General features: G+C 60.7%; 12 protein-coding genes. 11 read left to right on the forward strand and 1 reads right to left on the reverse strand.

Features of this window, described 5'->3' with window-relative positions; translation table 11 throughout:
• Nucleotides 1–10: 10 nt before the first annotated feature.
• The 11 genes from ACIY1O_RS01105 to ACIY1O_RS01155 all read left to right on the forward strand — a co-directional run bounded on the left by ACIY1O_RS01105 (nucleotide 11) and on the right by ACIY1O_RS01155 (nucleotide 11,806).
• A complete protein-coding gene (locus ACIY1O_RS01105) occupies nucleotides 11–874 on the forward strand; it encodes a phosphatidate cytidylyltransferase (protein WP_397473214.1) in 864 nt (287 codons plus the stop codon).
• A complete protein-coding gene (locus ACIY1O_RS01110) occupies nucleotides 871–2,064 on the forward strand; it encodes a 1-deoxy-D-xylulose-5-phosphate reductoisomerase (protein WP_397473215.1) in 1,194 nt (397 codons plus the stop codon). The genes ACIY1O_RS01105 and ACIY1O_RS01110 overlap by 4 nt, the downstream gene beginning before the upstream one ends.
• Nucleotides 2,065–2,086: 22 nt before the next feature.
• Nucleotides 2,087–3,418 (forward strand): RIP metalloprotease RseP, encoded by a 1,332-nt coding sequence (gene rseP / locus ACIY1O_RS01115; RefSeq protein WP_397473216.1) that lies wholly within the window; start codon nucleotides 2,087–2,089, stop codon nucleotides 3,416–3,418.
• A 78-nt stretch (nucleotides 3,419–3,496) separates the two neighbouring features.
• Complete coding sequence (gene bamA, locus ACIY1O_RS01120) at nucleotides 3,497–5,842, forward strand: outer membrane protein assembly factor BamA (RefSeq protein WP_397473217.1); 2,346 nt, start codon at nucleotides 3,497–3,499, stop codon at nucleotides 5,840–5,842.
• Between the two features lie 65 nt (nucleotides 5,843–5,907).
• Complete coding sequence (locus ACIY1O_RS01125) at nucleotides 5,908–6,483, forward strand: OmpH/Skp family outer membrane protein (protein ID WP_397473218.1); 576 nt, start codon at nucleotides 5,908–5,910, stop codon at nucleotides 6,481–6,483.
• A 6-nt stretch (nucleotides 6,484–6,489) separates the two neighbouring features.
• Complete coding sequence (gene lpxD / locus ACIY1O_RS01130) at nucleotides 6,490–7,584, forward strand: UDP-3-O-(3-hydroxymyristoyl)glucosamine N-acyltransferase (protein ID WP_397473219.1); 1,095 nt, start codon at nucleotides 6,490–6,492, stop codon at nucleotides 7,582–7,584.
• Between the two features lie 42 nt (nucleotides 7,585–7,626).
• The gene (fabZ, locus tag ACIY1O_RS01135) at nucleotides 7,627–8,079 is read left to right on the forward strand and encodes a 3-hydroxyacyl-ACP dehydratase FabZ (protein ID WP_397473220.1); all 453 of its coding nucleotides are present in this window, start codon (nucleotides 7,627–7,629) and stop codon (nucleotides 8,077–8,079) included.
• A complete protein-coding gene (gene lpxA, locus ACIY1O_RS01140) occupies nucleotides 8,079–8,873 on the forward strand; it encodes an acyl-ACP--UDP-N-acetylglucosamine O-acyltransferase (protein ID WP_397473221.1) in 795 nt (264 codons plus the stop codon). Before fabZ ends, lpxA begins: the two co-directional genes overlap by 1 nt.
• Complete coding sequence (lpxB, locus tag ACIY1O_RS01145; protein ID WP_397473222.1) at nucleotides 8,870–10,048, forward strand: lipid-A-disaccharide synthase; 1,179 nt, start codon at nucleotides 8,870–8,872, stop codon at nucleotides 10,046–10,048. Before lpxA ends, lpxB begins: the two co-directional genes overlap by 4 nt.
• Nucleotides 10,049–10,237: 189 nt before the next feature.
• A complete protein-coding gene (rnhB, locus tag ACIY1O_RS01150) occupies nucleotides 10,238–10,909 on the forward strand; it encodes a ribonuclease HII (RefSeq protein ID WP_397473223.1) in 672 nt (223 codons plus the stop codon).
• Nucleotides 10,910–11,029: 120 nt separating this feature from the next.
• Nucleotides 11,030–11,806, forward strand: coding sequence for a TrmH family RNA methyltransferase (locus tag ACIY1O_RS01155; RefSeq protein ID WP_397473224.1), 777 nt, complete (start codon nucleotides 11,030–11,032; stop codon nucleotides 11,804–11,806).
• Between the two features lie 180 nt (nucleotides 11,807–11,986).
• Here the strand turns inward: ACIY1O_RS01155 and ppsR are convergent, their stop codons facing one another.
• Nucleotides 11,987–12,820 carry a posphoenolpyruvate synthetase regulatory kinase/phosphorylase PpsR gene (gene ppsR / locus ACIY1O_RS01160; RefSeq protein WP_397473225.1) on the reverse strand — a complete coding sequence of 278 codons (834 nt, stop codon included), beginning with the start codon at nucleotides 12,818–12,820 and terminating at the stop codon, nucleotides 11,987–11,989.
• Between the last annotated feature and the right edge of the window lie 5 nt (nucleotides 12,821–12,825).

The raw sequence follows: 12,825 nt of genomic DNA on the forward strand, positions 1-12,825 counted from the left end.
AGTTTCCGCCATGCTGGCGCAACGCGTGATCACCGCAGTAGTGCTTCTGGCGGTTCTGCTGGGCGCTTTGGCTGCCCCCAGCCCTTGGCCCCTGATACTGCTGCTTGTTCTGGCCGCGGCCTGCGCGCTATGGGAATGGCTGCGGCTTACCGTCAGCGCGGGCGCCGATAACGTGGCCGTGGTGATCGCAGTTATCCTGGGTGGGGTAATGCTATTTTGCGCCACCGGGTGGATACGCGGCGGCGATATGGCCCACTGGGCGTCGTGGGTAAGTTATGTCAGCAATGGTTGGCTTATTCCCGCGGTCGTTCTGGGCTGGCTCATTGTCGGTACGACGCTGGTGGTACAGGGGCGCACCGATGCGCCCGCGTCCAGCAGCGGCCTGCGTATTTTCGCCATCTTTGCTGTCTGGTCCGCATGGGCGGCCCTGGTGCAGTTTTACCTTGCGTTCGGCGCCTGGTTTTTAATCTCTTTGCTGGCCTTGATCTGGTTCGCCGATGTCGGCGCCTATTTTGCCGGCAAGGCCTTTGGACGCCGCAAGCTGGCGCCCCGTGTCAGCCCCGGCAAAAGCTGGGAGGGCGCCATCGCGGGTGTGCTGGCCGCCGTCATTTGGGTGGCGGTGTCCAGCCAATGGCAGGGCAGTTTCGGCGCGGCGCTCGTTCAAGGTTGGAGCTGGGCCGGCGCATTGGCGCTTTCAGCCTTGCTGGCGGCGCTGTCCATCATCGGCGACCTGTTCGAGTCCTTGCTCAAGCGCCGTGCCGGGCGCAAGGATTCCAGCGCCTTGCTGCCGGGGCACGGCGGCGTCTACGATCGCATTGACGCCTTGCTGCCGGTGGCGCCCACCGCATTTTTGTTGGTGAGCATCGCTGCATGAAGACTCAACGCCTTTGCATACTTGGGTCCACCGGTTCGATTGGCTGCAGCACGCTCGACGTCGTGTCGCGCCACGCCGATACCATCCGGGTGCACGCGCTTAGCGCCCACACCCGCATGGAGCTTCTGGCCGAACAGGCTTTGGCGAGCGGCGCGCGTGTGGTGGCGGTGCCTGACGAAGCGGCGCGCCGGCGGTTTTTGCAAGCATGGCCCGCGGGGAGTTCCGTTCCCGAAATTCGCGTGGGCGCCGGTGCTTTGGAAGTGTGTGCAGCCGACCCCGAGGTAGATACCGTTATGGCGGCTATTGTCGGCGCGGCAGGCCTGCCTGCTGCTTTGGCTGCCGCCCGGGCGGGAAAGCGGGTGCTGCTGGCCAATAAAGAGGCGCTGGTGGCGGCCGGCAGCCTGTTCATGGCTGCGGTGCGCGATAACGGCGCCGAGCTTCTGCCTGTCGACAGCGAGCATAATGCCATCTTTCAATGCCTTCCCCACGCCGGTGCGCCCCTGGCGCCCTCGACGCCCGCCAGGGGTGTACGACGTTTGCTGCTTACCGCATCCGGCGGCCCGTTCCGGACCGCTGAGCTTGCCGGCCTGGACAGCGTCACGCCCGAGCAGGCTTGCGCTCATCCGAACTGGAGCATGGGCCGTAAGATTTCCGTCGACTCGGCAACCATGCTTAACAAGGGGCTGGAGGTAATTGAAGCCCATTGGCTGTTTGCCATGCCCGCAGAACGCATCCAGGTGGTCATTCACCCGCAAAGTATGATTCATTCCATGGTCGAGTATGAAGACGGTTCCATTCTTGCCCAGCTTGGCCAGCCGGACATGCGCACACCCATCGCATACGGCCTGGGTTTTCCCGACCGCATCGACAGTGGGGTAGGGCCGCTAGACCTGGCCATGATCGGCAGGCTCGATTTTGAGCCGCCCGACCTTCGACGCTTTCCTTGTTTAAAATTGTCGTTCGAGGCGCTTGAAGCAGGACAGGACGCATGCATTGTCCTTAATGCAGCCAACGAAGTCGCTGTCGATCAGTTCTTAGAACGTCGTATTCCCTTTACCGGCATCGCCCGAGTCATCGAGCAGTGTCTTGATGCCATGGCGGGTAAAACACGGCCGGCCATTGATTCGCTTGAGGCAGTGCTAGAGCTTGACGGCCAAGCACGGCGGCAAGCCCTGCAGTTCTGTCAATAAATAGAGGCGCAAGAAAACCATCATGCTTTTTACCTTGGCCGCCTTCATCATCGCCTTGGGGTTGCTCATCACCTTTCATGAGCTGGGCCACTATTGGGTGGCGCGGCGCTGCGGGGTCAAGGTGTTGCGCTTTTCGGTCGGCTTTGGCAAAGTGCTGCTTCGCCGCACAGACCGCCATGGCACCGAATGGGCGCTGTCCGCCATACCGCTTGGCGGCTATGTGAAAATGCTTGACGAGCCTCAGCAGGCCGACGCAAGCGATGCGGGCCAGGCCTTCAACCAGCAGCCGGTGGGCAAGCGCTTTGCCATCGTGGCGGCGGGCCCCATGGCCAATCTTTTACTGGCCGCGGTGCTTTACGCTGCGCTTAACCTCATCGGCACGCAAGAGCCGGCCGCCCTCCTGGCGCCGCCGGCGGCGGGTACGCCTGCCGCCATGGCGGGCATTCAAGCGGGCGACCGCCTTGTGGGCATCAATGGCAAGCAGGTGCGTTCCTGGGGCGAAGCCCGTTGGGAGCTGCTTGACGCGCTCACTTCGGGGGGAACGGCGCTTTTGCAGGTCGAAAGCGAGGGCGGCGCAGAGCGCCGGCACGAGATTGCGCTGGAAGCGGCTCAGATAGAACCTGATTCAGCCGATCTTATGAGTGAGGCGGGGCTTTCCCTGGCCACGCCGCGCCCCTTGGTGCGTGAAGTGGTGGCGGGCGGTTCGGGTGAGCAGGCCGGTCTGAAACCAGGCGATTTGATTGTGGCGGCAGGCCCCTTGAATGAGCCCTCGGGCTCTGAACTGGTCGAATATATCCAAGGCCAGGCGGGCCGGCCCATAAGCCTGGCCGTGCTGCGCGACGGCGTACCCCTGGCCATTGAACTTACACCTCAGGCCCACGAAGATGCTTCGGGCGAAAGGGTGGGGCGCATCGGCGTCATGTTGGGCGCCGACTTTCCCATGGTGATGGTGCGTTATGGTCCCATTGAAAGCGTCTCGCGCGGTGTGGCGCGTACCTTCGATACCGTGTGGTTCTCGTTGAAGATGATGGGGCGCATGGTGACCGGAGACGTCTCGGTGCGCAATATCAGCGGGCCGGTCACCATCGCCGATTACGCGGGGCAGACGGCTCGCATTGGATTGGCGGCGTATATCGGGTTTTTGGCGCTGATCAGTGTTAGTATCGGCGTGTTAAATCTGCTTCCCATTCCCATGCTGGACGGCGGCCACCTTATGTACTATGTCATCGAGATGCTGCGCGGCAAGCCTTTGCCCGACGCATGGCTCGAAACAGGGCAACGAGTGGGGCTGGGCCTGCTTGCCGCGCTAATGGGATTAGCGTTCTTTAATGATTTCACCCGGCTTTTCAGCTAGTGTGCTGTTCAAACAGCACATCGGGCGGGTTCTGCCTTACAATCTTTCCCCAATTTGATCTACTAAGGATCCACCAGGATGTCGTTTCGTCGGAAAACCAAATTTAGCCGCCGTGTCTTGCCCCTGATCCTGGCGGCCTGCCTGGCCCCCGGCCTGGCCGGCGCCTTCACGCCCTTCGTCGTACAAGATATCCGTGTAAATGGCATACAGCGCGTCGACGCCGGTGCGGTCTTCAGTTATTTACCCGTGAAGGTGGGCGAGCAATTCACCGAAGAGCAGGCCAGCGAAGCCATTCAAAGGCTTTACGCCACTGGTTTCTTCAGCGACGTCAGCATCGACACCGAGAACAACGTGCTGGTGGTCAACGTCAAAGAGCGCCCCACGATAGCCTCCGTGACATTCAACGGCATGCGCGAGTTTGACGCAGAAGCCTTGAACAAGTCGCTTTCCGGCGTCGGCTTCGGGCCTGGCCGGGTATTCGACCAAGCCATGCTCGAGCGTGCCGAGTTCGAGCTCAAGCAACAGTATCTTGCCAAGGGCAAGTACGGCGTCGAGATCAGCCCCATCATCACGCCGCTTCCGCGCAACCGCGTGGGTGTCAGTTTCGACATTTTCGAAGGCGACCTGGCCAAGATCAGCGAGATCAACTTTGTGGGCAACGAAGATTTCTCGGCTGGACGCCTGCGCGACGAGCTTGAGCTGACCACCTCCGGCTTCATGACCTGGTACACGGGCACAGATAAGTACTCGCGCGAAAAGCTCGAGGGCGATATTGAGCGCATCCGTTCTTTTTACCTGGATCGCGGCTATCTTGAGTTCTCGTCCGAGGCGCCGCAAGTTTCGATTTCCCCCGACCGCGAAAGCATCTTCATCACCTTCACGGTGCACGAAGGCGAACCCTATACGGTGCGCAGCGTCAAGCTGGCGGGCGAGCTGCTTGGCCTGGATGAAGAGATTGCCGAGATGATCAAGGTCAAGGAAGGCTCGACCTTCTCGGCCGCCACCACCAACGAAACGGCCAAGGCCATCACTGATTACCTGGGCACCCTGGGCTACGCCTTTGCCAACGTCAATCCCAACCCGGAGCTGGATCGCGAGGCGCACGAGGCCGACCTTACCTTTTATGTTGATCCGGGCCGCCGCGTGTACGTGCGACGTATTCAAATCGGCGGCAACACCCGCACACGAGACGAAGTCGTCCGGCGCGAGATGCGCCAGATGGAAGCTTCGTGGTACGACGCGAACGACATCAAGATGTCTCGCGACCGTATCGACCGCTTGGGTTACTTCAACGATGTCAATGTTCAAACCGAGCCCGTGCCCGGCTCTCCGGATCAGGTCGACATCAACGTCGACGTCAAAGAAAAGCCCACGGGCATGATCAACCTGGGCGTGGGCTATGGTTCCACCGACAAGGTTATTTTGTCGGCCGGCATCAGCCAGGACAACATCTTCGGCAGCGGCAACAGCCTGTCGTTGCAGGTGAATACCAGCAAGACCAACCGCTCGGCCGTCATTGCGCATACCGATCCCTATTGGACCAACGACGGCATCAGCAAGACCACGTCGGTTTATTACCGTCGTACAACGCCGTACGAGATACGCTCGTCCAGCGAGTTTGGCGAAGGTGATTATCGCGTAACGGCCTTGGGCGGCGGCTTGAACTTCGGCGTGCCCATTTCCGAGTACGACCGCATTTTCACCGGCGTGAGCTTCGAGCGCAATCAGCTTGATCTCTATAACCCGCCCGACGCCTACCAACAGTACGTCGACGAGTACGGCCGCACCACCAACTCCGTCATCTTCAACGTAGGCTGGGCCAAAGATACCCGTGACAGCGCCATCGCGCCCAACAAGGGCAGCTACAGCCGCCTGGCCGCCGACGTCTCCACGATGGATCTTCGCTACTACATGCTGCACGCCCAGCATCAGCATTACATTCCGCTGGGCCGCAGCTTCACGCTGGCCTTCAACGGACAGGTCGACTGGGGCAGAACCTATGGCGGCAAGGCCTTCCCCGTCATCAAAAACGTATATGCCGGCGGCATCGGTTCGGTGCGCGGCTACGAGGGAGCCTCGTTGGGGCCGCGCGATACCCGCACCGGCGACTACCTGGGCGGTTCACGGCGTATCGTGGGCAACGTGCAGCTTTATCTGCCTTTCCCCGGCGCCACGCGCGACCGCACTTTGCGTTGGTTCCTGTTTACCGATGCCGGACAGGTGTCGGCAGGCAGCGGCATGACCTGCATGGACGGCTACCAGCATCAGGTGCAAGACCCCTGCGGGTGGCGCTATTCGGCAGGCGTCGGCTTGTCGTGGCAGTCGCCCATGGGGCCGCTCGAGCTTTCGTTCGGCCGTGCGCTCAACGCCAAAGACGGCGACGACAAACAGGCCTTCCAATTCCAGATCGGAACTGGTTTCTAATGTCGCGTATTTAATGGCACAATAAGTCTTTTACTCTTACTGCTCCTTCGCAAGGTAGATTTTTCATGAAGTCTGAATTCACATTGAAGCTTTCCGCTGTGACCGGCCGCCTCTGCAGCCGTATCGCAGCAGGCAACCGCGCCTTGGTGCTTGCGGCTGCGTTAGGTGCAGTTTCGTTGGTGGGCGCGCCGACCGTACAGGCTCAGGCCCAACCCACAAAAATAGGTTTCGTCAGTACCGAGCGCATCCTGCGCGATTCCAAGCCCGCCAAGGCGGCTCAGGCCAAGATTGAATCCGAGTTCAAGCGTCGCGACGACGAATTGCAAAGCCTGGCCAACAACCTGCGTAATCAGGCTCAACAATTCGACAAAGACGCACCCGTCTTGTCCGAGTCCGAGCGAATCAAGCGCCAGCGCCAGTTGGCCGACCTCGATTCCGACCTGCAACGCAAGCGCCGCGAGTTCCAGGAAGACTTCAACCGCCGCCGCAACGAAGAATTCTCCGCCATCGTCGAAAAAGCCGACGCCGCCATCAAGCAGATCGCCGAACAGCAGGGCTACGACCTCATCATCCAAGACGCCGTTACCGTTAGCCCGCGCGTAGACATCACCGATCAGGTCATGCAGGCTTTGGGCGGCTAAACGAATATGCCGGTATTGTTAGCGCCCGAAAAGGCGCCTACGTTGCCCGGGTTATTGCAAGAAGCCAACCTTACCGGCCTGGACACACGCATCGTTGAATCCGACCAGCCCATGCCCCGCATTCAGGGCTTGGGCTCTTTACTTGGGGCCGGTCCCACCGAGATCAGTTTCCTTGCAAATCCGCGTCTTCAGGGTCAACTTGCCCAGTGCCGGGCCGCTGCCGTCATCCTCACGCCAGAGGCCTGGCAGTCGCTGCAAGACGAACCCTTGTCGTTCAGGGTGGTGCTGTGCAGCCAGCCTTATCTCATGTATGCGCTGCTGGCCCAGTGGTTTGACCAGCACCGCATCCAGAGCCTGGCCAAGGGTATCCATCCAAACGCTGTAATCGCTCCGTCGGCCCAAATCGCCGACGGCGTCAGCATTGGGCCGCACTGCATCATTGAAGATGACGCAAGTATCGGCAAAGGCACCCGCCTGGGGCCTGGATGCGTCATTGGCGCAGGCAGCTCTATAGGAACCGACGGCTTGCTGCACGCGCGGGTCACCCTCTATCACGGAGTGCGGGTGGGTGATCGGGCAATCGTGCACAGCGGGGCGGTGCTCGGAGCCGACGGCTTTGGTTTTGCGCCCTATCCTGGCAGCGAAAAAGGGGCGTGGGCTAAAATTGCTCAGTTGGGCGGCGTAAGAATCGGCCATGACGTTGAAATCGGCGCCAACACCACGATAGACCGGGGCGCGCTCGAAGACACGGCAATCGGCGATGGCGTCAAGCTCGATAACCAGATCATGGTGGCGCACAACGTGCACATCGGCGATCACACGGCAATAGCGGCTTGTGTGGGCATCGCGGGCTCCACCACCATCGGCGCGCGCTGCACCATAGGCGGCGCATCAATGATCTCCGGCCATCTGGTGCTGGGCGACGACGTTCACGTTTCGGGCGGCACGGCCATTACGTCCAACGTCGACAAGCCAGGGCGCTATACGGGTGTCTACCCCTTCGATGAGCATGCCGGCTGGCAACGCAACGCGGCAACCCTCGGGCAGCTCTCGCAATTGCGGCGGCGCCTGAAGGCTCTCGAAAAACAAGGCAATAATTGACAAAAGGCGCATGTCTGAATGACGCCGGTAGGATAGAAACGAATGAAACTCGATATTACGGAAATCATGACCCGCTTGCCGCATCGATACCCGATGCTGCTCATTGACCGGGTCATCGAAATGGAACCCGGCAAAAGCATCGTGGCCATCAAGAACGTCTCGATGAACGAGCCGTTTTTCGAGGGCCATTTCCCGCATCATCCGGTGATGCCCGGCGTACTCATCATCGAGGCCATGGCGCAGGCGGCCGCGCTGTTTTCATTCGAGGGCGATGCCACGGTTAATCCTGCCGACCGCAAAATTGCGTACTACCTGGTGGGTGTCGACGGGGCAAGGTTTCGCAGGCCGGTCGTGCCCGGCGACCAGCTTCGGCTAGAGGTTTCCGCCGATCGGCTTAGCCGCACCATGTGCAAGTACAGCGCGCGCGCGACGGTCGACGGACAAGAGGTTGCGGCAGCCAAGCTCATGTGCGCCATACGGGCGCTGGAAGACTGATGGCAGAGCGCATCCATCCCACCGCCATTGTGGCGCCGGAGGCCGAACTGGCTAACGACGTTACAGTAGGCGCGTACAGTATCGTGGGGCCTGGCGTGCGCATCGGGGCAGGTACCCAGGTGGGGCCGCATTGCATCCTTGATGGGCACACCACCATAGGTAAAGACAACGTCTTCTACCGGTTCTGCTCCATCGGCGGCATGCCGCAAGATAAAAAATACAAAGGCGAGCCCACCCGGCTCGAAATTGGCGACGGCAATATGGTGCGTGAATACGTCACCATCAATACCGGCACGGCGCAAGATGTCGGCGTTACCCGTGTGGGCGACGACAACTGGATCATGGCCTACGTACACATTGCGCACGACTGCCAGGTGGCCGACCACACCGTCATTGCCAACAACGTGCAGCTTGCCGGCCACATCCATATCGGCGATTGGGCCATATTGGGCGGCTCCACGGCCGTGCATCAGTATGTCCGAATTGGCGCCCATTGCATGATAGGCGGCACCAGTTCCATTCGGCAGGACATCCCCCCATACGTCATCGGCGCCGGAGATCCCTTCCGGCCTGTGGGCGTCAATAGCGAAGGCCTCAACCGCCGTGGCTACACACCCGAATCCGTGTCTGCGCTCAAGGAGGCTTACAAAATCCTCTATCGCCGCAATCTCAAGATCGAAGAGGCGATCCGGCAGATCGCCGCGCTGCAAACACAGCGCCCCGAGTCGCACGAAGCCCTGCAGGTGCTGGTCGATTTTCTTGCCGCCTCTACACGAGGCATCGCCAGGGCATGAAGCCGCGCATCGCCATGGTGGCCGGCGAGCCCTCAGGCGACTTGCTGGCCGCAAGAGTCATGCGAGGCATCGCCGAACTGGCCCCGGGCAGCCAGTGTGAAGGCATAGGCGGGCCGGCCATGTCCGAGCAGGGCCTTGATGTCCGGCACTCGATGGATGCGCTTACGGTATTTGGTTATGTCGATGCGCTCAAGCGGCTGCCCGGTCTGCTGCGCACCTATGGCGACGTAAAGCGGCGCTGGCTGCGCGACAGGCCCGACGTCTTCGTGGGCATTGATGCGCCTGACTTCAATCTAAGGCTCGAGCATCAATTACGGCAGGCCGGCATACCCACTGTGCACTTCGTCGGTCCATCCATCTGGGCCTGGCGTTACGAGCGCATTCACAAGATACGCGCGGCGGTTTCGCACATGCTGGTGCTGTTTCCTTTTGAAGAGGCCTTGTACCAGAAAGAGGGTGTGCCGGTCACCTACGTCGGCCATCCCTTGGCGCAAGTGATACCCATGACGCCGGACCGCGATGGGGTTCGGGCCAAGCTGGGCCTGGGGTCCGGCGAGCGCGTGCTGGCCCTGATGCCCGGCAGCCGGGCATCTGAAATCAAGCTGCTTGCGCCGCGATTTTTGCAAGCGTCGCAACTGCTTCTGGCTCAAGATCCTAATTTGCGCATTGTTGTGCCCATGGTCAACGCCCAGCGGCGCGCCGAGTTCGAGACTTGGCTAAGGCAGTATCCGGTGCCCAATATGCTTCTGCTCGATCAGGCCGTTTCCGCTTCCAGGCCGGCGGCCTGGGACGCGCTTGAAGCGGCCGATGCCGTGCTGGTTGCCAGCGGCACGGCCACGCTCGAAGCGGCCCTGTTCAAGAAGCCCATGGTCATTTCCTATGTGCTGTCGCCCGCGATGCGGCGCATCATGGCCTGGAAATCCGGTCAGTCGCGGCCCCTGGTACCCTGGGTGGGGCTGCCCAACGTGCTGCTGAACGATTTCGCGGTTCCCGAACTGCTGCAGGAAGACGCCACTCCCGAGAAACTGGCCGCCGCCACTTGGACGGCCTTGACCGATGCCGATTACGGCCGGCGCACGGCGCAGCGGTTCGCGCACATGCATGAGACCTTGCTTAGGGACACGCCCGGCCTGGCGGCGCGGGCGATACTGAAAGAGGCACGGCATGATTTCTGATGCTTATGCAGCCCTGCGTTATGCGGCGCCGCGCTATACAGCCCAGTGCTCCGCGGACCTGTACTATGCGGCCAGGAATTGTTCGGCCCGGAACTATGCGGACCAGCGCCCTGTGGGCTTCAATTTACCGAGATGGAACGAGGTTCCATGCTCTGGAAAGTGGCTGTCGCGTCGGGGGGAGGGGAGAGCATGAATACACGGCAAGCGGATCTTTTCGGCGCCATGCCGGCGATTTTGCATTTGGCGGGCATCGATGAAGCGGGCCGGGGTCCATTGGCCGGGCCCGTTTACGCCGCAGCGGTCATCCTTGACCCGGAGCGTCCGATCCAAGGGCTGGACGACTCCAAAAAACTGAACGCCGAGCGCCGTGAAGAGTTGGCGTTCCTTGTGCGCGAAAGGTCGTTGGCATGGGCTGTTGCCAGCGCCAGTGTTGAAGAGATCGACAGCTTGAACATTCTGCAGGCCACGATGTTGGCCATGCGTCGCGCCTGTGCGGGCCTGTCGATCAAGCCGGTACAGGCCCTGGTTGACGGCAACCTGGTGCCCAAGGGGTTGGTCTGCTCGGCCCAGGCCATCGTACAGGGCGACGCCCTGGTACCCGCGATATCGGCCGCCTCCATTCTGGCCAAGACAGCGCGCGATGCCGATTGCGTGCAGCTTCACCAGCAGTTTCCGCAGTATGAGTTTCATCGTCACAAAGGCTATGGCACGGCTGTTCATCTTGAAATGTTGAAATTGCACGGCCCTTGCCCGGCTCATCGGCGCAGTTTCGCTCCAGTGCGCGATTGGCTGGCGCAGTATGCGCCCGATCATCCGCGGCCGGCGTCGGCTACGCACCGGTTCGAGCGCGGTGAAGCGTGAAGCGAAGCCGAGCGAAAAACGTCGCTCCATGTGCAGTGGATTGCTGGAGGCCGGCTGTGAAGCGAAGCGATCAGTACGGGTATTGCGAATGAAACAGACGAGCTCATGCGGGGGCACGCAGTGAAGCACATCAGTTCGCGCGACAATCCTCGATACAAGCAGTTTGTTCGTCTGGCCGGCGGCCGGCGCGGTGACCAGATATTGCTTGAGGGGGTGCATCTGTGCCAGGAATGGCTGCGGCATAGGGGGGCGCCCGCTTTTGCCCTATTCGATCTGCAGCGGCTCGAGCGTGACGCGGAGCTGACTGAACTGGCTGCCGCATTGCCCGATGGCGTGGCCGTCAGTTGCGAACCGTCCTTGACGCGCCGGCTTTCGCAGGTGCAAGAAAGCCAGGGTGTTTATTTCATGGCGCAGGCTCCACAAGAGCCGCTACCCGAACAAGTTGTCGGCCTGAGTCTTTGGTTGGATCGCGTTCAAGACCCGGGGAATCTGGGTACTTTGCTTCGCACCGCAGCTGCTGCGGGCATTGATCAGGCTTATTTGTCCGAGGGCTGTGCGGGAGCCTGGTCGCCCAAGGTGCTGCGCAGCGCCCAGGGAGCGCATTTTTCGATGCGGCTGTATGAGGATGTCGATCTTTCTTCTTTACGGGCAAAGCTGCTGGTGCCCCTGATTGCGACTGCTTTAGAGGATGCGGGCCCCTTGTATGGCGAACCATTGCCGTTTGAATGTGCCTGGTTAATGGGTAATGAGGGGCAGGGGATCGCCCCGGAATTGCTTCGCTTGGCTGATCGCCGTGTTTTCATTCCCCAGGCGCCTGGGGTCGAGTCGCTGAATGTGGCTGCGGCTGCGGCGGTTTGCCTGTTTGAGCATCGACGCCAGCATGGGTGGCAACGATGATTGATCCGCTCGACTGATTCGAGGCGCTTATGAACTCAACGAGACAGGCCAATTCATCGAGACGGACCAATCCAGCGAGAGGTACTAATCTAAACAGTGGGCCGCATCCAAGCCGTCGCTATGCTGAACCTTCACGTGTTGGCGAAGTTTGAAAGCGAAGCAGGAGGTTACCCAGCAGGCTCAGTAACTGCGTCGGTTGATGCCGAGTTCTTGGAGCACCTTGGTAGAGATTTCTTCAATCGACCGTGTGGTGGTCGACAAGCAAGGAATGTTTTCCATCCGCATGAGTCGCTCGGCTTCGGCCACTTCGTAGCGGCATTGCTTCAAGGAGGCATATTGGCTGTCTGGCCGGCGCTCGTTGCGTACTTCGGACAGGCGCTCGGGCTGGATCGACAGGCCGAAGAGTTTTCCACGGAAAGGCGCCAATGTCGCCGGTAAGGTGCCGCGTTCGAAATCTTCGGGGATCAGCGGGAAATTCGCCGCCTTTATGGCGTACTGCATTGCCAGATAGAGGCTGGTGGGCGTCTTGCCGCAGCGCGACACGCCCACCAGGATCACGTCGGCCTGCTCCAGGCCGTGAATGAACTGCCCGTCGTCGTGGGCCAAGCTGAAGTTGATCGCTTCGATACGGTTGTGATATTGCGGCGTGAGGCCGCCCATGTGCGAGCGGCCGATCGAATGGCTGGATTTCAGGTCGAGCGCCTCTTCGATCGGTTTGACGAAGGTGCCGAACAGGTCGAGGAAGGTGCAGTTGGACTGCCGGATGATGAACGCGATGTCCGGGTTGACCAACGTGCTGAACACCAAGGGCGGCCGCTCTTCTTGATCGGCGCAGCGGTTGATGCGGTTTGCCGCTTCCGTCGCTTTTTCGGCCCCATCAATGAATGGAATGCGTACGGGCGTGAATTTGACCTGTTCGAACTGGGAAAGCACAGCGTGTGAAAAGGTCTCGGCGGTAATGCCGGTGCTGTCCGAAACGATGAAAACTGTGTGCTCGACGGGCGTGGAAGTCATGGGGA

Origin of the sequence: Pusillimonas sp. (assembly GCF_044464525.1) — a bacterium.
GTDB lineage: Bacteria > Pseudomonadota > Gammaproteobacteria > Burkholderiales > Burkholderiaceae_B > Pusillimonas.

Bases quoted from the DNA above. Each gene is read 5' to 3' on its own strand.
- ACIY1O_RS01105 (WP_397473214.1), top strand. From the start codon at position 11: ATGCTGGCGCAACGCGTGATCACCGCAGTAGTGCTTCTGGCGGTTCTG.
- ACIY1O_RS01110 (WP_397473215.1), top strand. From the start codon at position 871: ATGAAGACTCAACGCCTTTGCATACTTGGGTCCACCGGTTCGATTGGC.
- rseP (WP_397473216.1), top strand. From the start codon at position 2,087: ATGCTTTTTACCTTGGCCGCCTTCATCATCGCCTTGGGGTTGCTCATC.
- bamA (WP_397473217.1), top strand. From the start codon at position 3,497: ATGTCGTTTCGTCGGAAAACCAAATTTAGCCGCCGTGTCTTGCCCCTG.
- ACIY1O_RS01125 (WP_397473218.1), top strand. From the start codon at position 5,908: ATGAAGTCTGAATTCACATTGAAGCTTTCCGCTGTGACCGGCCGCCTC.
- lpxD (WP_397473219.1), top strand. From the start codon at position 6,490: ATGCCGGTATTGTTAGCGCCCGAAAAGGCGCCTACGTTGCCCGGGTTA.
- fabZ (WP_397473220.1), top strand. From the start codon at position 7,627: ATGAAACTCGATATTACGGAAATCATGACCCGCTTGCCGCATCGATAC.
- lpxA (WP_397473221.1), top strand. From the start codon at position 8,079: ATGGCAGAGCGCATCCATCCCACCGCCATTGTGGCGCCGGAGGCCGAA.
- lpxB (WP_397473222.1), top strand. From the start codon at position 8,870: ATGAAGCCGCGCATCGCCATGGTGGCCGGCGAGCCCTCAGGCGACTTG.
- rnhB (WP_397473223.1), top strand. From the start codon at position 10,238: ATGAATACACGGCAAGCGGATCTTTTCGGCGCCATGCCGGCGATTTTG.
- ppsR (WP_397473225.1), bottom strand. From the start codon at position 12,820: ATGACTTCCACGCCCGTCGAGCACACAGTTTTCATCGTTTCGGACAGC.